The 21,973-nt window shown below is 52.9% G+C and carries 9 protein-coding genes; 3 read left to right on the top strand and 6 right to left on the bottom strand.

Features of this window, described 5'->3' with window-relative positions; translation table 11 throughout:
- The first annotated feature begins 3 nt into the window (after window positions 1–3).
- The gene (locus ACFE8Q_RS04580) at window positions 4–1,953 is read left to right on the top strand and encodes a M1 family metallopeptidase (protein WP_375444173.1); all 1,950 of its coding nucleotides are present in this window, start codon (window positions 4–6) and stop codon (window positions 1,951–1,953) included.
- A gap of 82 nt (window positions 1,954–2,035) precedes the next feature.
- Here the strand turns inward: ACFE8Q_RS04580 and ACFE8Q_RS04585 are convergent, their stop codons facing one another.
- From ACFE8Q_RS04585 to ACFE8Q_RS04600, 4 genes are all read right to left on the bottom strand, one after another.
- On the bottom strand, window positions 2,036–2,758 hold the full coding sequence (locus tag ACFE8Q_RS04585; RefSeq protein ID WP_375444174.1) for a DUF4397 domain-containing protein: 723 nt from the start codon (window positions 2,756–2,758) through the stop codon (window positions 2,036–2,038).
- A gap of 12 nt (window positions 2,759–2,770) precedes the next feature.
- Window positions 2,771–4,291, bottom strand: coding sequence for a SusD/RagB family nutrient-binding outer membrane lipoprotein (locus tag ACFE8Q_RS04590; RefSeq protein ID WP_375444175.1), 1,521 nt, complete (start codon window positions 4,289–4,291; stop codon window positions 2,771–2,773).
- Between the two features lie 14 nt (window positions 4,292–4,305).
- Entirely contained in the window at window positions 4,306–7,383 is a 3,078-nt protein-coding gene (locus ACFE8Q_RS04595) for a SusC/RagA family TonB-linked outer membrane protein (protein WP_375444176.1), read from the bottom strand.
- 291 nt (window positions 7,384–7,674) lie between these two features.
- Window positions 7,675–11,229: an FG-GAP-like repeat-containing protein gene (locus tag ACFE8Q_RS04600; RefSeq protein ID WP_375444177.1), complete on the bottom strand. Its 3,555-nt coding sequence runs from the start codon at window positions 11,227–11,229 to the stop codon at window positions 7,675–7,677.
- A 429-nt stretch (window positions 11,230–11,658) separates the two neighbouring features.
- On the opposite strand from ACFE8Q_RS04600, the gene ACFE8Q_RS04605 reads away from it, so the two are divergent.
- Both ACFE8Q_RS04605 and ACFE8Q_RS04610 read left to right on the top strand, forming a co-directional pair.
- Window positions 11,659–14,904, top strand: a complete 3,246-nt coding sequence (locus ACFE8Q_RS04605; RefSeq protein ID WP_375444178.1) for a SusC/RagA family TonB-linked outer membrane protein — start codon at window positions 11,659–11,661, stop codon at window positions 14,902–14,904.
- Between the two features lie 12 nt (window positions 14,905–14,916).
- A complete protein-coding gene (locus tag ACFE8Q_RS04610) occupies window positions 14,917–16,659 on the top strand; it encodes a RagB/SusD family nutrient uptake outer membrane protein (protein ID WP_375444179.1) in 1,743 nt (580 codons plus the stop codon).
- A gap of 91 nt (window positions 16,660–16,750) precedes the next feature.
- On the opposite strand, the gene ACFE8Q_RS04615 is transcribed toward ACFE8Q_RS04610, so the two are convergent.
- On the bottom strand, window positions 16,751–18,511 hold the full coding sequence (locus ACFE8Q_RS04615; protein WP_375444180.1) for a RagB/SusD family nutrient uptake outer membrane protein: 1,761 nt from the start codon (window positions 18,509–18,511) through the stop codon (window positions 16,751–16,753).
- Window positions 18,512–18,603: 92 nt separating this feature from the next.
- Window positions 18,604–21,879: a SusC/RagA family TonB-linked outer membrane protein gene (locus ACFE8Q_RS04620; protein WP_375444181.1), complete on the bottom strand. Its 3,276-nt coding sequence runs from the start codon at window positions 21,877–21,879 to the stop codon at window positions 18,604–18,606.
- Between the last annotated feature and the right edge of the window lie 94 nt (window positions 21,880–21,973).

A 21,973-nucleotide genomic window follows, 5' to 3' on the forward strand; every position in this document is an offset into this window, starting at 1 on the left:
ACTATGCGCCAACTCTACCTGCTTTTTCTGCTCATTCCCAGCCTGGCCAATGCCTTTGCGCCGCCGCTTAGCTCGCGAAATGCGAACTATCGGATCGACGTTCGGCTGAATACGGATACGAAACGGATGGACGGTAAACAGACGTTGACGTGGCAAAACACGTCGCCGGATGTCATTCGGGAACTGCAATTCCACCTGTATCTAAACGCCTTCAAAGATGCTAACTCCACGTTCATGCGCGAGTCGGGCGGACAGTTGCGGGGAGACGCGCTGGACAAATCGAAGCCGGAAAACTTTGGCTGGACGAAACTGACAGCCCTGACCGATCGGCGTACGGGTGAAAGTCTACTTGGTCAGATGCAGTTTATTCAGCCCGATGATCTAACGTCAGGTACGTTCAACCCCGACGATCGAACGGTGATCCGTGTGCCACTGAGCCGCCCGGTCGCGCCCGGCGAGACCATCGTGCTCGACATGGTGTTTCAGGCGAAGCTGCCCAAAATCTTTGCCCGGACGGGTTTTAGCAACGACTTTTTTCTGGTAGGGCAGTGGTTTCCTAAAATCGGGGTGTATGAACCGGCAGGCATGCGTGGTCGGCGTATTGGCGGATGGAACTGCCATCAGTTTCACGCCCACTCGGAGTTCTACGCCGACTATGGCACGTATGACGTGGCCATTACTACACCGCAGCCGTTCAGGATAGGTGCAACGGGCCAGCAAACGAACGAGCAGGCCAACCGCGACGGCACCAGAACTACCCGCTGGCATGCCGACGATGTGATTGATTTTGCCTGGACGGCTTCACCGCATTACGAACTGATTGATAGTCAGTGGAAAGGCAAATCGGGGGTGCCGGTGACTATACGGCTGATGATGCAGCCAGAGCATAGCGATCAGGCACAGCGCCATCTCGATGCGGCCAAAGCGGCTTTGTCGTATTTCGACACGTACCTGGGCCGCTATCCTTACTCAACGCTGACCATCGTTGACCCACCCTTGCGTGCTTCCGGAGCGGCGGGTATGGAATACCCAACCTTCATCACCGCAGGTACGTCCTGGGCCATTCCCGATGGGCTTCGTTTCCCCGAGATGGTTACCGTGCATGAGTTTGGTCATCAGTACTTTATGCTGTTACTGGCCAGTAATGAATTTGAAGAGGCGTGGCTCGACGAAGGGTTCAATCAGTATTACGAAGGCCGCATCATGGACGCTACGTTTGGCCCGCAGCGTGGCATGGTCGACTGGTTTGGGTTCCGAATGGGCGATCTGGAGGCTTCGCGCGATGGGTACGTTCATCTCGACAATCCGGCCATTAGCCCATCGTATGGCAATGTATGGCAATTGCCATCGTCTTATTATGGTGAACTGACGTACTCGAAAACGGCCACCTGGCTACGAACGCTGGACGGACTGGTGGGCCGTTCGGTGATGGACGAGATCATGCAGACATACTTTAGCCGCTGGCGGTTCAGGCACCCTAACGCGCAGAGTTTCATCGATGTGGTCAATGAAGTGGTGCCCCGGCGGCTGGGGGCTAAGTGGCCGGGATATGGCTCAGATATGAGCTGGTTTTTCTATCAGGTGCTTTTTGGCGATCAGGTCTGTGATTACAAACTGGCCCGCCTGACCAACCATACCGGTAGTCCGGCTACGCTGCGCATCGACCGGCTGGGCGATATGCACCTGCCCGTCGAGGTGCTGGTCCATTTTGATGATGGGAGGGAAGAAATGCTATATTGGGATGGCAAGGCACGTACCCACACCGTTTCCCCTACTCAGAAAGGGCGAGTAGCCTGGGCGCAGGTCGACCCTAAACAGAAGCTATATATGGATGTCAACGTAATTAACAACAGCTTGTCTGTGAGTCCATCAGATGCTCCGGCAGCCAAATACGCGACTAAATTTCTGTTTTGGGTAGAAACCACCATGCAGTGGCTGGCGTGGCTGGCTTAGTAATGTAAACAGGGGGTGCTAGTTAGGCCATATCTTGGATATATGGCCTAACTAGCACCCCCTGTTTTATGAGCCTAAAAGCCTATTTCACCGTGTACGTGAACAAAGTAGGCGCGGCGGTGCCAGTGCGGCCAACGGCTCCACGAACCACCAGCGTGTACTTGCGGCCCTGATCCAGCGTATTGAAACTCAATGCCGTTCCGATCAATGTGGTAGCGCCGGTGTTCCGTATCTGGAACGAATAGGGCGACGCGGCTGCGTTTGGATCTATCTCGGTGTAGGCCGAAACGCCCTTGTAAGGAACGTTCGTCAGCAATGGCGTACCGGTGCCAATGGCGAGATCAACCGCCTGACCACTACTGAGCAGGTTCAGCACCCGAATGTAGTTCTTCTTCGGGTTAGGAACCGTCTGGTCGTCATCGACTAGAAAACCGACTGGTGCCGTTGCTGTTCCGGCCGCAACCACCGAGTAGTATTTGTCGGCTTCGAGCGCAACGGGTGCCGTAAGTACGGTGGCTTCTGCTACCGTTCCTGAAGCGACCGTTGATACTTTTAGCGTTGTCTGACCCGGTGCAATGGCCGCGTATTCCGTTGGGAATGTAGTACCGTAGGCGATTGAGGTGCCGTTCAGCTTGGTGTCGTTGGCAAACACATTGATAACCGGCCCGTCGACCACCGCATGCACGAATTTTACACGCGCACCAGTAGCGGGAATCTGATTACTCAGAATATCACTTTTCGTCCCGCAGGCGGTCAGCAATAGAGCCAGTCCGCCAAGGAGATATATATTGGTTAACTTAGACATAGAATCAGGTAGTTAGGGTTGAGAGAACCACATCGGAACCGTGTGGTAATCTGGTTTATCGGCACCAATCTTAGCCAGTGAAGTAGCGTTCCACATGTACTCCGAGTTGAAACGGGGGCGTACGCGCTGTACCGTTTTACCATTGTTGTCGGGGAAGAGGCTGGCTGGCGGTGCAAAGCCGGTGTAAATGTCGGCGCTGTACTGAAAGCGGCGCATATCAACCCATGTTTCCAGCATACCGTGGCCATACATGGCGATGTACTTCTGGAGCATGATGTTGCTCAGCGTGAGGTCGGCGGCCGTTTGGGCTACCGCTTTACTGGCCAGGTACGTTGTCCGCTGGGCGGCGGTTACGCGTTTGGTGGCATCTGTTTCCAGGCTGTTGAGCAGGTCAAAGCTGGCGTTGATGCCGTTTTTATAAGCGGTAAGCGCCGTAGCCCGATCACCTTTGCGGAATGCCGCTTCGGCTTTGATAAACTGTAGTTCGCCGTAGGTCATGATCGGGTATGGCGCGTTATCGCGGAACATTCCCCGACCAGTACCCGACAGGGCTACCGTGTTGCCACCCCAGAAAGTGGGAATGAAGGCTGGTGTACCCGATGCATTCGGGTCGCCCTGTGCTGGTGCAATGGCCCGGTAAACACCATCGGCCGATGGGTTGAACAACAAGGTCTGCCGCGGATCTGGCGCACCCATTGTGGTACCATTCACCAGGTTCATGGCGAAAATAGCAGGCCGGAACGTACCCAGGTTATTCCGTAACGGACCGAAGAAGTTAGAATCGTCGGTGTTTGAGCCGTTATGCGGAACCAGGAAGTTATCGGCGTTGCTGGCCAGCGATTTATCGACAAAGGCGATAACATCGTCGGGCTTATACGAGGCTTTGTTACTGATATGGTTGGCATTGCGAGCCAGCACGGCATACGCAAACTTAGTCCATTTGGCGCGGTCACCGGCATAAACCAGATCAGCGCGGGCGGCTGTACCCGGCGTAACCTGATCGTCTTTGGCCAGATCGGCCAAGGCATCGTTTGCTTGCTTTGCTGCTTCCGCGTAGGCTACCTCCTGCGAGTCGAAGTCGAACGAGTAGCGGCCAAATTCAAACACCTGCTTCACAATCATGTCGCCATGCCAGTCGGTGGTCGATTGCAGGCTCCATGCCCAGATAGCTTTGGCAATACCCGAATAGGTGGGTCGGTTAGTAGCGGTGGCATCATCCATGATCAGGAAGAGGTTGGCTCCATTCCCAAAGTAATGTGACCGCCATTTTTCGGCACCAGCATCTGAACTGGCTGCGTAGCCCTGGCGATCCCACACGTTGGCCGCTGTGGTAACGGCCCAGTTCTGAATGAACGAGCCCGCGTAACGGCTATCGAAGAATTCGCCCCGGGCCATCTGCGCAAACATGGGCGGCAATATCACCTGCGAAGACGCCACCTGAGGCGTACTCGGGTTTTTATTGACGTCCAGGTATTCTTTACAGCCACTTGTTCCCAGCAGGAGGGCAGCGGCAACTAATAAGTATCTTTTCATGAGTTTTGTTGATGTTATAATTGAATCTGAACGCCGAACGCATAGCCGCGTGGCACAGCCACCGTGCCGTAGTCGAAACCAGCCGCGCCGCTACCGCCAGTCGAAGCGTTCAATCCGTTGATGGATGGATCGGCTCCGGTGTAGTTGGTTAGCAGGAACAGATCAGTACCCGTGAAGAAAACACTGGCACCGCGCACAAACTTGTTATCGCCCAGCAGGCTCTTTGGAAAGGCGTAGCGCAGGGTTACGTCGCGGAGTCGGAGCCAGTTGATATTGTGCTCAATGAAGTCAGACTCAACATAAGCCGTATTGTAAAAATCATTGCGGGTGCTAGGCGTTACCTGGATGGTGTTTACCGTTGGCTTCTCTGAGTTCTCTAAGCCATCGCGCAGCACGCCTTTAACCACCCGTGGAGTTTCCCGGTCAAGGGTTCTGGTGCTCAGACCATTGGTATACAGGAACAATTCGTTGGCGTTGAACACATCACCGCCGCGCCGAATGTCGAGCAGGGCCGATAGCGTGAAGTTCTTATACCGGAATGAGTTGGTTAAGCCCATCGTGAAGAGCGGGTTACGATCGCCAATCTCCGTAAAGTTGGTATTCTTAACCGGGTAACCAGTTGCCGGGTTGATCAGGATATCCCCTTTGTTGTTGCGCAGGTAATCATTACCACCAAACACAGTAGCCGGGCGGCCGGTGAACAGGCTGTTCCGAACATTAGTATACAGCCAGGTATCAGATACATAAAATTCCGGCTGACCAGCAGGCAGGCTGAGCACTGTGCTGTTGTTGCGGGTAAAGTTGAGCGTCACATCCCAGTTAAAGTTGGCTTTACGAACCGGATTACCCGTCAGGAGTAGTTCAAAACCACGGCTTTCGATGGTGCCGCTATTGATATACTGAAGAATAAAGCCGGTAGCGTAGCTAAGGCGGGGAGCCGAGATCTGGTTGTTGGCCGTGCGGTTAAAGTACGCCGCGTCGATACCCAGTCGTCCGTTGAAGAGGCGAACGTCAGCGCCAATTTCATAGGATGAGGTACGTTCCGGCACCAGAATGCCATTGCCACCCGTTACGTTGTAGGCCAGACCACCGCCCGTTGTCACCTGGCCAAGCAAGTTAGACTGTGTGATGTATGGAACCGGCGCATCTTTACCTACTTCGGCGTAGGAAGCCCGCAGTTTCGCAAACGAAATGATCTTACCGGCTTGGAGGCCAGGCAGTTCAGTAACCACAAAGCTACCACCTACAGATGGGTAGAAGAACGAGTTATTGGCTTCGGGCAGGGTGCTCGACCAGTCATTTCGACCCGTTACGGTCAGGTAAAGCATGCTTTCGTAGCTGGCCGTGAACTGCCCAAACGCCGCCTGCCGACGAATCAGGTTCAGGGTGTTTTTGGCCCGTTGAGTGGTTGGCAGTGTGTTGTTGATCCCGTTGAAATCCACTTCGTAGAACTGCTGACCCTGAACGGCATCTACATTGTACCGACGGTCGTCGAAGGACGTACCCAGCAGCAGCGACGTGCTGATTTTGCCGAAATCCTTCTTGCCCGTTACCAACAATTGACCGTTCAGCAATTGGCTGATCTCGGTGAAGTTTTCGATGCTACCCCGCGTTGAAATAGCCCGGTTCGACTGGGGGTGGAAGAGCAGGTTGCCCGTTGTCGAGTAAATATCGGCGCCAACAAGTCCCTGCACTTTCAGCCACGACAGCGGATCATACGTCAGCGTCAGGTTGGCCAGCATCCGGTTGGTCTGGTCCTTGTTTTTGTTTTTGTAGACATCGAAAAACGGGTTGTCAATGTCCTGTGTATCGCTGTTCGGGTTCAGGCGGCGGCGTGTTCCATCATTGTTTGTGTAATTCCGTGCGTCGTCAGATAGTGGCCATGACAAGAGCGCAAGCAACGTACTGCCTGCTCCTTTACCGGCCTTTGTGTTGCTGGTATTGATGTAGTTGAACGTGGTACTGGCTTCCAGTTTGTTGGTGATCTTGCTGGTACCCGCTAACCGTACCGACAGGCGTTTGTAATCGGTCGTTGGCACAACGCCCTGCTGACCCGTATACCCTACGCTAAGGCGATACGATGATTTGTCGTTGCCACCTTCCAGACCCAGGTTATGGCGGCTGGTGTAGCCCGTCTGGAAAAAGTTGGCCAGGTTGTCATACAAAGGCACATCAGACGGGTATTTGGGGCCGAAATACAGGCGGGTCGGCGTGCTGAATGTGCCGTTGTTGCCAGGGCCATACGTTTTCTGATACTCAGGGTAACGGTACACATCCTCGAAGCGGAAGGCGTTATCGTACGTAATGCGGCCACGACCGGCTGTGCTGCCTTTCTTTGTCGTGATCACGATTGCACCCGAAGCGGCGTCGAGACCATACAGGGCCGATGCTTCCGGTCCTTTCAGAATCGTCAGCGTTTCAATGTCGTTGGGGTTGATGTCGGCACCGCGGTTCTGGTAGTCATTGTTTCGGTTTGGTGAGTCAGATACCAACGCACCCTGGTTAAATGTCCGGTTGTCGATCGGTAACCCATCGACCACAAACAACGGCTGGTTATTACCACCAATCGAGCTAATTCCGCGCAGTGTGATCGAGGTCGACGCGCCGGGGTTACCGCTGGTTGGCGTGATAGACGCACCAGCCACGCGTCCGTTGAGGGCATTCAGGAAGTTGTCGCGTTGTGTTTCGGCAATAACGTTACCTTTTACTTCCTGTACCGAGTAGCTCAGGGCCCGTTTTTCCACCTTCTGACCGAGGGCAGTTACCACCACTTCGTTCAACTGGTTGTTATCGCCCTCCATCGCTACGTCGATTACTTCGGCATTGCCCACTACCACATCGCGTGATTTGCTGCCGATGAAGCTGAAGCGCAGAGTCTGACCTGCGTTGGCCTGAATGCGGTAATTGCCGTCAGCGTCGGCGGTTGTTCCCCGCGCGGTGCCCAAGACAACAATGCTGGCTCCGGGGATAGGCTTATTGTCTTCTGATGAGGTTACTTTTCCTCTGATGTCGCGGCTTTGCGCCCAGGTTGCCGATATTGACAGGCCTAAGCATAACCAAAACAACAGGCATCTACGTAGCAATTGCTTCATGATGTACGATGGTTTGAGATGAGTCGATTAATCTCCAAAATGGAGCAGTAACAAAGTTCTCTATAGGAAAGCAGGATTAAAAATGTGTTAGCGAAAATTCATCGCTTAATTGGGCCAAAGATTGTTTGTTCCGTAGATAATTTTCCGAAACAAATCGTGTACCGGGCAAATGAGCTGGTTTGTCATCGATAGCACACGAAAGAGTTATAAAATAACAGGCGCAGCGTATGGGGGTCGCTGCGCCTGAGTATGCTCCATGTAGATGCCTGTTTGTATTGTGGATCGCTATTCCTATCTGGTGGCTATGTGTTGTTCCTGCCCCTTCCGCCCCCGACTATCAATCCACACCACCGATCTTACGTGCTTGTCCAAGCTCAACGTACGGCTTGACTGGGATAGATAAGAACTGCCAAAGGGCAACTCTACCCGCTGCGTGCGCCCGTTGGCAAAGGTGATCAATGCGGCAACGTCGGTGGTTTTCGGAGTTAATAGCCGGGTAGGTACGTTGGTTTGGAAGGCACAGACAGGTCCACGGTTCTGGGTGCTCAGAAATAACGAATTCCCTGCCGCACCAGTCGCCAGCCGAACTAGCCCTTTAGCATTTCCGGTAACGCAAAAGCCGCTCTTTTGCATAGGCTGTGCGGTAAAGTTTCCGTTGCCATTGCCCTTCAAAAACAGACCATTCAGGGCGTCGTAGCGGCCAACCAGCACTTCACCGCTAAAGTCGTTCCCAACCGCCAGCAGGTCTAGATTGCCGTCGTGGTCCATATCGCTGGCTACCATACCAAACAAAGGGCTCATTTGAGCCTGCATGGGCAAGGGGTGCATAGCCAATTCGCCGTTTCCTTTATTTTCGATATACATCGATCGGAACTCATTCGCTTCAAGCACCAGTGCCCGCTGTCGTTCTTCAGGCTTCAGGAGCTTATCGATGCTGGCCTGGGTGAAGTCTTTATACTGCTGGAACCGACCCCGCATTAGGATCATCTGCTTAATGAGATCGTCGCGACCATGAAAGGTAAATTCACGCGCCTGCCCGTTCTCATCGGGGATGAATACCGTTGGAATGGCATCGTAGAAACCGTTATTGTCGAAATCGCCTGCATACGTCCGTACGGGTTGCTGCTCACTAGCCCGCATCCGGGCGTTGAGACCCAGATTGCCCGCTACATAATCAATATCGCCATCGTTGTCGAAATCGCCTGGTGTCAGCGAATTCCACCAGCCACGAGCGTTCGTTAGTTTACAATCTACCGGTTTCAGTTGGCCCTGCCGGTTTTCGAATAGGGTGATGGGCATAAACTCGCCAGCGAGCATCAGATCCGCGTCGCCATCGTTATCGGGGTCGGTCCAAAGCGCATCGCAGACAAGGCCAATATTGATCAGGGCTGGCGCTACCTGCGCCGTTACGTCGGTGAAACGGGGCTGTCCAGCTTTGCTATCATTGCGAAGCACTAAACTCGATGTTGGCTGAGGGTAGTGATCGGGAATGACCCGGCCACCCACAAACAGGTCGAGGTCGCCGTCCTGATCGAAATCGGCCGCTTTCACGCAGGATTTACTGATTGTACTGGCTGGTAATGCACCAACGGCCAGCGTATACATGCCCGTGCCGTTGTTTAGGTAAAGCCGATCCTGATAAGCCGGATCGCCAGCCGGTGCCTCCACGCTGCCACTGGCAATGTACAGATCAAGGTCTTCATCGCCATCCGCGTCGAAGAGCAACGTACCCATATCTTCCTGGGGTTTATCGGCTGGCTTTTTCAAGACGGGCAAGCCTCCTTTTTCAATGAAAGCACCAGCTCGCGTCTGAATCAACAAGTGTCCCTGTTGCTGCCGTGACCCACCCACAAACAGGTCTTCAAGGCCATCCCCATTCACATCCCCAACGGCTACCGACGGGCCAAACTGCGATAGCTTATGCGGTAGTAATTTCTGACTGTTGAAGTCGATAAACTCAGGCTCCGTATGTGTCAAACTCAATCCGATCGAATCGGTCAGGTCGCGGAGCAGGGGAGTAGCGGCAGGGCTGGCGGGCGTGGGCGCTTCGGTCGCATCCTGCTGCCGAAGCGTGAGCACCTGATTGGGCTTCACGTTTCGCAACGTTTGCTGGCGGGCAGGCTGTCCATCATGAGCCGGCCAGACCACCCGCAGTTCACCAATGATATCGACTGCGCCCAGCCCGAAATGGCCGATGGGCTCAACCGTCGACAAGTAACCCCGGTATGGGCTATGCTCATACACTTGCTGCTGACTGGTTTGTCCATCGCGTATATCGTAGTTGATGGTTACGTATGCACCAAGCCCCATTCGGTTGCGGGCAGGTCCCTCGAATCGAAGCCGCAGGTACGTTGCTGCCTGGCCTTGTTGTTCGATGAGGTTATTGCGGTATACAAAGGCCGAATCGTTGATATTGTTGACTACATAGTCCAGGTCGCCGTCGTTATCGAGGTCACCGTAGGCCGCACCATTGGAGAAGCTGGGGGTTTTAAGCCCCCATTCTTCTGTGACATCAGCAAACGCAGGTACGTTGCCACCCAGGTTTCGGAAGGCGTAATTTGGAATCTTAACTACCGGAATCTGATCGAGCAGGAATCGTTTGGTGGTTACCATTTCGCTTTGCTGGCGGAATGAGGTAAAATCCCGGTCGGTTACATCCTTCGGAAATCCGTTGGTAATCAATAAGTCGCGATGCCCGTCGTGGTCAAAGTCGACGAGCAAAGGTGCCCAGCTCCAGTCTGTTTCGGCCACATCGGCCAGTAGACTCACCTCACTAAATAAAGGGGCTCCTTGCTCTACCGGCTGAATCGGCATCGGTTGACCATCTGGTCGGCATGGCTGGCCACTGCTAAGGCCCCTGGTGCCAGGCCGTGGCCCCTGATTGAGTTGCAGCGTGTTTCGTGCATATTGATACGTAAAGCCGTACTGATCGTTGTTCAGGTACGTCTGATAGTTGTTGGGGCCGACCAGCATTTTCTTCCGAAAATTGTCGCGGGGTAACATGTCAACGGCGACAATGTCCATCAATCCGTCGTTATTCACATCGGCCACGTCGTTTCCCATTGCCGAACTGCTGGTATGTTTAAAATACTGGCCTGCCTCATCGCGAAACCCCGTGTGCTTACCGGCGTTGTGCTGATTGATCCAGAGCAGGTCGTCTGTGAGGTAGTCGTTGGTTACGTAAACGTCACGCCAGCCATCGCGGTTAAGATCGGTGATATTGAGTCCCAGGCCGTAGCCTTCCATCTGTATGCCTTCGGTCTTCGACACGTTGGTGAATACCGGATGCCCCAGCTTTGTATCGATGTCGTTCCGATAGAGCCGGTCGGTAGTTTTGGAGGCGCCATTGGCAACCTTGTAATGATACGTACCTGGGTTCCGCTCTTCGATGGTGTTTGTCAATACATACAGGTCCAGATCACCATCATTGTCATAATCAAAAAAGGCGGCGTTGGTGGTGTGTCCGTCGTCGGCAATGCCATATTCGTGGGCCATCTCCTTAAAAACGGGTGCCCCATTTTTCACACCCTGATTGACATAAAGCAGGTTTTGCCGTTTCACCGAATCCTTGCTGACGGTAGCGCCCACATACAGATCCATCCGCCCGTCGTTGTTGATATCGACCATTGCTACTCCTGAGCACCACTTTCCATTTCCGCCAACGCCAGCTTCCTGCGTTACGTCGTGGAAGTGCAGGTTGTGCGAACCCTGCTCCGTCTGGTTGATATACAGCCGGTTAGCTACCTGATTGCCGGTAAAAAACACATCTGTACGCCCGTCATTATCGAAATCGCCCAGTGCTACACCGCCTCCATTATAGATATACTCGAAGTCGACAATATTCATCGAGTCGTTGTCGAGGATACGATTAGCGAACGTAATGCCTGTCTCTTCGGCTGGTACTAAAGAGAATAGCGGTTTCCTACTAAACTGGCAGGAAGCCAGACTTATAACCAGTACTACAATAACCAACTGACCAGTAGGTATATGCTTAAGAGGGCGTAAAACTTCTATGATCGACACGATTGAGTACTAATCTTGATTAACAAAAAATTTATATTTAGTGCTATTTGAAAACTACTGTAGTAAGCCTGCATATGCAATTATACATCTTATTTTAGCTGAACATAAGCGATAATTGTATTATTTTGCAATTAAGTAGAGTATAAGAAAGTGGATCACCTCTTAAATAGGCTATAAAGTACCAAGTACATTTCTTATACTTTATGAAGGATTCATTACGTTTTAGTTGTCGTTTTTAAACCTACAATCTACATGAGAAGCAAGCTTCTACAAATTACTTACATGAGCATGGTGCTGTTCCTGATTGGGATTAGCACTTTTGCTCAGAACCGGCGCGTCAATGGGCGCGTTACCGGTCCCGATGGTGGGCTACCGGGCATTAACGTGGTTATTAAAGGCACCTCAACCGGTACGTCTACGGACGCAAACGGAGGGTATAGCCTCAATCTGCGGGGTAACAGTGATGTACTGGTTTTCTCTGGTATAGGCTTCAAATCGCAGGAGGTGGCTGTAGGCAACAAAACGAGCGTTGACGTAAGCATGAGCGAAGATGCTTCGGTGCTGAATGAAGTAATTGTGACGGGTTACACCAGTGAAACGCGAAAAGACCTTACCGGGGCAGTCTCTTCGGTAAAAAGCCGCGATTTAACGGTAGCGCCCTCTGGCAACGTCGAGCAGCTTTTCCAGGGCCGCGTGGCGGGTGTAACGGTAATTACAAATGGCCAGCCGGGTACCAACAGCCTGGTACGTATCCGGGGCTTTGGCTCATTCGACGGTAACCAGCCTCTGTATGTAGTAGATGGTGTGCCTATCAGCGACAACGGCAATGGTATAAACTTCCTTAGCCCGGATGATATTGAGCGCACCGACATCCTGAAAGATGCCTCTACGGCGTCGATCTATGGGGCACGGGCGGCTGGTGGTGTGATCAACATCACCACAAAGCGGGGTACGCGCAATGCCAAAAAACTAACGGTAACCTATGATGGCTTCTTCGGTGTAACAACGCCCGGTACAGGCCAACCGATCCTGAATCCGCAGCAACAGGCCGACTGGTCGTGGCAAGCCCGGAAGAACGATATCTTCCAGGCGGGGGGATCTATTAAACCCGATAGCTTCACTGGTATTGCCGGTGGCCAGTATGGTCAGGGACAAACGCCTGTATTGCCTACTTATATCAACGTTGGTGGCGTAGCCGGCGTAAGTGGTGCCGTGGATCTGGCGGCCGAGCGACTGAAATACAACGTTGACCGCAACGCGGGTAATGTGTATCAGGTAGTGGAGGCGAACAAAGCAGGTACGAACTGGTATGAGGCGATTACTCGTAATGCACCCCTGATCCGTAATACCATCGGTATCTCGGGTGGTGGTGAAAACAGTCGTTTTTACATTGGTTTCAGTCAGCAGAATCAGGCGGGTATTCTGAAGAACAACGATTTTACCCGGTATACTTTCCGGGCGAACACGGAGTTCAACATCCTGAAGAACCTGCGCCTGGGCGAAAATCTACAGTTTACCTATCGGTCGGCCCTTGGGCAGGGCGGGGGTAACAACGGCCAGAACGTACCTCAGGATGAGAATGATATCCTGCAAGCATTCCGTATGCCACCGATTATTCCCGTATATGATGTATTTGGTGGCTACGCTGGCACAGCGGCAAAGGGCTTTAACAACCCACGTAACCCGGTGGCGTCACGCGATGGACAAGTAAACGACCGTAATTTCAACGGTAACGCGTTTGGTAACCTGTATCTGGAGTTCGATCCGATTCCAAACCTGACATTGCGTAGCAGCATCGGTGGCCAGTTTAATAGTGGCTACTATAACTACTACCAGCGGTTGCAGTACGAGAACTCGGAAAATAACAGCAGCTTCGGGTATGGCGAAGGCAGCGGGTATAGCCTGTCATGGACGTTGACCAACACGGCCAACTACCGTCGTCAGTTCGGTGTTCACACGGTGGATATACTGGCCGGTCAGGAAGCACTCAACACGGGTAGTGGCCGTGGTATCGACGGATTTGGTATCAATCCATTTTCGACGGACCCTAACTTCGTAACGCTGGGTACGGTACAGGGCACGGGTAAGCAGGTAAACAGCGGCTACGGGCTGGGTACCAATTTCTCGTCGATATTTGGCCGCCTGAATTACTCGTACAGAGACAAGTATAGCATCACTGGCGTTATTCGCCGGGATGGTTCATCGCGTTTTGCCCCGGAATACCGTTATGGCGTTTTCCCGGCGGTATCGGCAGGCTGGACTATTTCGAGCGAGCCGTTCATGAAGAATATCCCGGCTATCACGTTCCTGCGTTTGCACGCTGGTTACGGGGCAATGGGTAACTCAAACAACGTGAACCCCAACAACCAGTTTAGCCTGTACGCATCGAGTATCGACCGGGGGTATGACCTTACCGGGTCAAAGAGCAGCGTAGTAGGCGGTATCACCCGTAGCCGGATTGGTAACCCGCTGGCTAAATGGGAAACGGCTGTCACGGCTGATATTGGCCTGGATGCGACCCTGTTCAATGGCAAACTGGAGGTGGCCGTCAGCGTATGGCGGAAGACGACGAAAGATCTGCTGATTCAGGTGCCGCTGCCTGCTGTAGTTGGTGTTACTGCCAGCGCGCCATCGGTAAACGTAGCTGAAATGCAGAACCAGGGTATCGACCTGCAAATTTCTAACAAGGGTGTACTTACTGGTGCGCTGAAGTATGAGCTGGTCTTTAATGGCAGCTTCCTGAGCAACACCGTGAAGAGCCTGGCTCCTGGGGTAGCGAATATCCAGCCAGCCAACTTCCGTAACATCAGCCCTGTACAGATTCAGCCTGGCTTGCCAATCTCGTCATTCTACGGCTATCAGGTAGTTGGGCTGTTTGGTAACAAGGCTGAAGTCGATGGCGCGGCCAAACAGGATGGCGCAGCACCGGGTCGTTTCCGGTATGCGGACATCAATGGCGATGGTCAGATAACGGCCGACGACCGCACATTCCTGGGTAGCCCGGTGCCTTCATTCACGGGTGGTATCACCATGGTACTGCGCTACAAAGGCTTTGATCTGACGGCCAACCTGTATAGCTCGCTGGGTGGTAAAATTTACAACTTCTCGAAGTGGTATACCGACTTCTACCCGTCGTTTACGGGAGCAGCAGTTAGTGCCCGGGTGCTCAACTCATGGTTGCCAACCAACACAAATACCGACACGCCTATTTTCGAGAACACGTCTAACTTCAGTACCAATACCGTATCGAACTCTTTCTACGTAGAAAGCGGTGACTACCTGCGGTTACAGAACGTAACGCTGGGTTACTCATTGCCACCTACGTCGCGTCTGGCACGGCTGCGGTTCTTTGTTCAGTCGACAAACCTTTTCACGGTTACTGGCTACAAAGGACTTGACCCTGCGGTAGGTGGTTCGGCCGATACCAACTTCGGTATCGACGTGGGCAACTACCCGGTTACCCGTGGCTTCAACGGCGGTATTGGTTTAACTTTCTAAGCAACAAAATTCATGATCACAAACGTTAAAAAAGGCCTTCTGGCCGCTGCCCTGACGGTGTTTTTCACCTTCATCGGCTTTGCCTGTAAAGACAGTTTCCTGTCGGTGGCTCCCACCGCTCAACTAGCGAATAGCCAGCTCTCGACTAATGCTGGTATTCAGTCGTTACTTGTTGGCGCTTATGCCAGTATGAATGGCCGTGATTTCGGCTGGTTTGGCGGTAGCAGCAACTGGCTCTGGGGAAGCGTAACGGGCGGAGACGCCAATAAAGGGTCCAATGCTGGTGACCAGAGTACAGCCGTGTTCATTCAGAACTTTACGGTTACGCCATCAACAGGTCCCGGTAACGACAAGTGGCAGGCTATGTATGACGGCGTAAGCCGCTCGAACAATGTGCTGCGTATCCTGGGTTCTGCCGGCCCGGACGTGACCGACGCTATCAAGAAGAACGTAAGTGGGCAGGCGCGTTTTCTGCGTGGTCACTACTACTTCGAGCTACGGAAAACGTTCGGTTCAGTACCGTTCGTGGATGAATCGGTCGACTACGGAACGGGCATCGACAAGGTGAAGAACGATAAGGAGATCTGGCCAATGATTGAGGCTGACTTCAAGTACGCCTACGACAACATACCCGAAGTACAGGATGCACCCGGCCGCGCCAACAAATGGGCTGCTGCTGCTTATCTGGCCAAGACGTACATGTTCCAGAAGAAATTTGCCGAAGCCAAAGCACTTTTTGACCAGATCATTGCGAATGGCAAGACAGCCAGTGGTAAGAAATACGGGCTACTGCCTAAGTTCCAGGATGTGTTCAACGCAGCAGTGAGCAATAGCGAAGAGTCTGTTTTCGCTATTCAGGCGGCAGCAAATACAGGGAGCGTAGCCAATGCTAACCCCGACTTTGTACTGAACTTTCCGTATAACGGTGGCCCTGCCGGTTGCTGCGGTTTCTTCCAGCCTAGCTTTGATCTGGCAAACTCGTTCCGCACCAACGCCAACGGACTGCCTTTGCTGGATGGCTCGTATAACGCAGGGGCTAACCAGTTGAAAACAGACCAGGGTATTGACTCGAAAACAGCCTTCGTTCCCGATGCGGGTCCGGTAGATCCTCGCCTCGACCACTCAGTAGGCCGTCGTGGATTGCCTTATCTTGACTGGGGTCCGCACCCTGGTCAGGACTGGATTCGTGACCAGACGTATGGTGGTCCATTTGCCCCGAAGAAGTTCATCTATTACAAGTCGCAGGATAAAACGCTGACGGATGGTAGTTCATGGACAGACGGTTACTCGGCTATCAACTACAACGTAATCCGGTATGCCGATGTGCTACTGATGGCCGCTGAGGCTGAAGTGGAACTGGGTGGCCTGGAAAATGCCCGTAAACTGGTCAATCAGGTACGTGCCCGCGCCGCTAATGCCGACTCATTCGTGAAAGGTACCGATGGCAAGCCTGCCGCCAATTATGTGATCAACCAGTACACGACTGCCTGGACTGATGCAACGGTGGCGCGTAACGCCGTTCAGTTCGAGCGTAAGCTGGAACTGTCGGGTGAAGGGCATCGCTTCTTCGATCTGGTTCGCTGGGGTACGGCCGAAAAAGTGTTGAACGCATACTTCGCTTATGAAGGTGGTAAACTGCCAGGTACGTTTACCGGGGCTAAGTTTGTAACTGGTAAAAACGAAGTAATGCCGATTCCGCAAACGCAACTCGACCGGCAAATTGGTGTGCTGACCCAGAATAAAGGGTATCAATAGGCCAACAGGATTACTTTAAAAAGAAACAGGCCAGCCTCTTACGGGGCTGGCCTGTTTCTTTTTAAACGTGACTCAAATGCTGCTCTCGAAACTAGTACAACGGATTCTGCTTCAGGATATCCTTGCCCTGTAAATCAATCTGTATCTGTGGCAGCGGTAAATATTCGTTTTTGCCGGCAGTGAAAACAGCGCCGCTGTAAGCGTTAGAGAGCTTTGTTTTCTCATACGCCAGGAAGCTGTTGAGCGTTGGTGCGGCAATACCCCAGCGAACCAGATCAAAGAACCGTTGACCTTCTTCGGCCAGTTCCAGCTTGCGCTCAAACCGAACTGTTTGCCGGGCCACATCCTGCGAAGCAAACGACGACGCTGGATAAGGGCTGATTACATAGTTGGCAGCGGGTTTACCGTCCGATGTGGTTACGAAGCCAGCAGGGTTAGCCGCCCGGGTACGTACCTGATTCACGTAGCTCATCGCCGTTGCCAGGCTTCCCACTTCTACTTCGGCTTCGGCAGCCATCAGCAGTACATCCGAATAACGCATCAGCACAATGTTCGTAGCCGACCAGCCTTTCGTCCAGTTCGATACGTCGGCAACCTTACCCTGTTGACCCAGGTAGAAAACGTACTTCTTGGTAGAATACGGGCCACCAAAACCCTGGTTACGAGTCCAGGCGCTGGTGAAAAGACCATAGTCCAGATACGGAATACCCCGACGGCCAACAGTGTGGTCCAGGCGGGGGTCAACTGCGCGGGTGTCTGGCGTAAAAGCATCAGCAGGTAACAGGCCCATGTCCGTTTTCAATTCGTTGGTGCCGTTGTCGTAGGCACCGTTGGCCTGGGCGATGTCGATCGGTAACCCGTTGGCGTTGGTGCGGAACGAGTTCGCCAGATCGAAGCTAGGCTTGAAGAAATCGCAGCATGTGGCACCAATACCGGCACTGTAGGGGTAATTCAGGTTCAGGTCACCCGAAGCTGCGTCTGAGCTACCGGCGTTGGCTACGTTCTGCGTCGAAAAAACGGCTTCTTCACTGTTTTCATTCGCCGCATTGAACACCTGCGCATACTGAGGAACCAGGCCGAATTTTTTGCCATTGGTTGTTTTTCCGTTGGCAATGATCAGGTCATACAGGGCTTTCGCTTCCGTGAATTTCCGCTGGTACATATACGTTCTGGCCAGGTACGTTGCCGCCGCCCACTTATTGGCGCGACCTGCCTGCGTATTTGTTTCGGCCAGGTTATCATACGCATATTTGAAATCAGCTTCGATCTTCGGCCAGATATCGGTGTTGTTCGGGATGGCTTTGATCGTAGCGCCAAAATCGGCTCCGTAATCCACCGTTTCGTCGATGTAAGGGACCATGTTGAAGGTCCGCTTCAGATCGAAATAATATAGACCTCTCAGGAAACGAGACTCGCCCGACAACTGCTGCTTAAGGGCAGCCGTTACGGTTGGGTCGGCCGTTGGCAGCAGCCGGAGCACCGAGTTGGCGCGGCTGACACCTTCATAAAGTGCCTGCCAGCGGGCGTTTAATTCGGCGCTGGAAGCGTTGATCAGGTACGTCTCAAACGGCGTGATGGCACCGAAGTCGGCCGGGTCAGACCCCTTGTTAGCGTCGCCCCCCATGATGCTGCCATACACCCAGTTGGTTGGGCTGGCTGTTTGTGAGTAGCCCCGCCCGTTCAACTGAGCGTAGGCACTAATCAGCAAGCCCTGTAAGCCGTTGTTTGTCGTTAACGACGTGCTAAGTAGCTGACCATTAGGAACTATACTAAGAAACGAATCTTTACAAGCTATCGAAACTACAGTCAGAAGCAGTATTAAACTGGCTCCTTTCGTGAATGTCTTTTTCATCTTACTATCTTTTTAATTGATTGAATCGTGATTGTTTGGCTTCATGAGCCTGAGCTACCAGCCAGGTGCCTGGCTGGTTAGCTTAACCGGGTTTAAAAACCGATGCTCAAGCCAGCGTTGTAACTGCGGGTGATTGGGTAGTTACCAACATCGATACCGAAGTTATTATCAGCGGCACCACCAACGCCCGGATCAAGCCCTTTGTAGCCTGTTACCGTAAACAGGTTGTTGGCCGCCAGTGAGAAGCGCACCCGGCTCAGGCCTAGTTTGCCAATCAATTGAGAAGGCAGCGTATAGCCGATTGTCAGGTTCTGCATCCGCAGGAAAGAGCCGTTTTCTACGTAGAACGAGTTGGGAACTGTGTTGGTACTCAGGTTCGAAACGTCTTCAAAAATGGGCTGCATGGTATTGGTGTTCGTCGGTGTCCATGAATCTTTCACCCGAGCGCTGATGGCGGCTCCAGAGAAGGATGGATAGAAATCGGTGAACCACTTAGACAGGTTGAAAATCTTGCTGCCAAGCGATGTGTACAGGTACGTTGCCACATCGAATCCTTTGAACGTAAGCCGGAGGTTCAACCCACCCGTGAACTTAGGTACCGGGCTACCCAGGAACGTGCGGTCGTCAGGCGTGATCTGACCATCGCCATTGGTGTCAGCATAGCGGAAACGACCTACACCTGCACCTTCCTGCGTGGGGGCAGAAGCTACTTCTTCTTTTGTCTGGAACAGACCAACTACCTGATAACCATAGAACGCGGCCAGGCTCTGGCCCGGCTGGTTCCGGGTTGCCGGTAATGACAGGCGTTGTGTGCCGAGTGGCGCGTCGACGTAAGGAACGCCCGGTGCCAGCGACTGAATCTGGTTTTGCAGGAAGCTACCCGTTACGTTTACTTCATAACCCACATCACTGGCGGCCACTTTACCCCGCGTAATCAACTGAATGTCGATACCCTGGTTCCGCATGCTGGCGATGTTTACCGATGGAGCCGTTGCCCGCTGTCCGATCACACCCGCGATAGGCACCTGGAAAAGCAGGTCCTTGGTATCTTTCCGCCAGATGTCTAATACGATGTCCAGTTTTCCGTTCAGAAATGAACCATCGATACCCAGGTTGGTGGTGGTGCTGGTTTCCCATTTGGCATTCGGGTTACCGATCCGGCTCCGGTAAAAGCCAGGATCTACGCCTGAGTTACCGCCGCTGATGTCATACGAGTTGGCAATATTCGACTGGTAAAGGCTATACTGGTTGTTTGGGTCTACGTTGTTCGAGTTACCCATCTGGCCCCAGCCACCCCGCACTTTCAGATCCGTTACGAACGGAATGTCTTTCATAAACGGTTCAGCCGATAAGCGCCAGGCTGCTGACAGGGCCGGGAATACCCCATACCGGTTGGTAGCCCCGAAACGCGATGAACCGTCGCGACGCAGAACGCCGGTGAAAATGTATTTATCCAGTAAGCTGTAGTTAACCCGGCCAAATTGCGAGTAAAAATTGACCCCACTGAACAGGTCACTGTTCGACTGGCGTCCTGAGGCCGACGAGGTTGTGATGCTGGCATAGTCTGGATCCGTTGAGAAGGGGTTTAGACCAACACCGCTCAGGTTACGACCAAAGCCCGTATTCAACGCTTCCAGACCCACCAACACGTCGAGGCCGTGGATACCAAACTTCCGCTTGTATTGGGCGGTGTTCGTAAACGTCCAGGCTATGTTGTAGCCAGCCCCTTCGTTGATCCGAAACCCGCCGTTGTTACCCTCGGCGTTTTCGTACGTATTGCGCGTTGTTGTTTTATTGTAATAGTTTGTCAGTGAACCGCCGATGCTGCTCCGAACAGTCAGGTCGGGGAGGATATCATATTCCAGGTAGGCATTGCCGAAGAACCCGATGTTAAAATTCCGGTTATTCTTGGCTCCGTCCCGTGAAGCTACCGGGTTAGCCGGGTTGTTGAACCCCTTGGCCGCCGTACCGGCATACCCACCAAATACGTCGTAAACAGGAATGATCGGAGCCATCCGAAACGCCGTCAGGATCTCGCTTTCTTCCTGCGACAGGTTTTGCCCCGCATTACCACCTACCTGACCAGAGTTATCGATGTAGGTAGCCTGGAGATTCTCGCCAAACCGGAACTTCTTGTTCTTGAGAATGTCGAAATCCGAGTTGGCACGGAAGGTATAGCGGCTGAAGTTGTTGTTCAGCAGGATACCTGCCTGCGTTTGCTGACTAACGCTGATGTAGTACCGGCTGCTTTCACCACCGCCTGAAAAGCCGAGTGTATGACGCATTAATGGAGCCGTACGGGTAATGGCTTTATACCAGTTTGTACCTGCCTGATTGGCACGAGTCACCTGATAGATACCACCCAACGACGCATCAATGTTGTATTTCGACCGTTCGGCCGCCAGATCTACCCCGCCTGTTACGCCAAACCGGTTGCCCACCTGCAGGTATTCAGGTAGAACAGGCGTTTGGCCGGCGCCATACTGACCGCCAGCAATACCCGTGAAGCTATCGGGACCAATGGTTTCGCCGTTGGCAAGCCGACGGTTACGAATGGCATTCCAGGTCCAGTCGGCCTGCTCTTGTGGGCTGAGCACGGCAGGAGCTGTTCCTGGGTCGGTGACGCCATACAGGCCATCATACGAAACGCTCAGACGCTGTGCCTTGCGCTGCCCTTTTTTCGTTGTCACAACAATAACCCCGTTGGCAGCACGAGCCCCATAAATAGACGCAGCGGCCGCGTCTTTGAGTACCGATGTAGACTCGATATCGTCAGGGCTAAGGTTACCAATGCCACCAGTTGGCACACCATCGACAACGTAGAGCGGCTGGTTACCACCAAAGGCACCAAAGCCACGTACCCGGATGGTGTTGTTTGCGCCGGGTTGTCCGCTGGCAATAACGGTAACCCCGGCCACGCGACCCTGTAACTGGGTTTCCACGTTAGCAGAGGGAACAACCGCCAAATCGCGCGACTTCACCGTCGATACGGCACCTGTGTTGTCCCGCTTGCTATCGGTCGAGTAACCCGTCACGATCACCTCGTTCAGCGTAGAGGCTTCTTCCTGAAGCTGAACATCGAGGGTAGTGCGGGCGCCGACTGTTATATCGGTTGATTTATAGCCGATTGCCGAAACGGTGATGACGTCATTTGCATCGCGCAGGTTGATCGAAAATGCCCCATTGGCATCTGTTGTTGTGCCGGTAGTCGTACCCTTAATAACAACTGTAGCACCAGGCACCGGATCTGTATTACTGGTAACTGTTCCGGTAATCCGACGCCCCTGCGCCGAAACATTCATGCTACAGAGCAGCATGAATGCCCCCAGTAAAATAGCCTGAAAGGTACTGTAGAATCTTGTGTTCATCTGGTTGAGACCATTAAATTGTGAAAACGAATCAATGCATATTACTACACTGATACATCAAAGTATATTTTGATATTTTTTAACTTAGATATGA

It is taken from the genome of uncultured Fibrella sp., assembly GCF_964250085.1.
Classification (GTDB): Bacteria; Bacteroidota; Bacteroidia; order Cytophagales; family Spirosomataceae; genus Fibrella.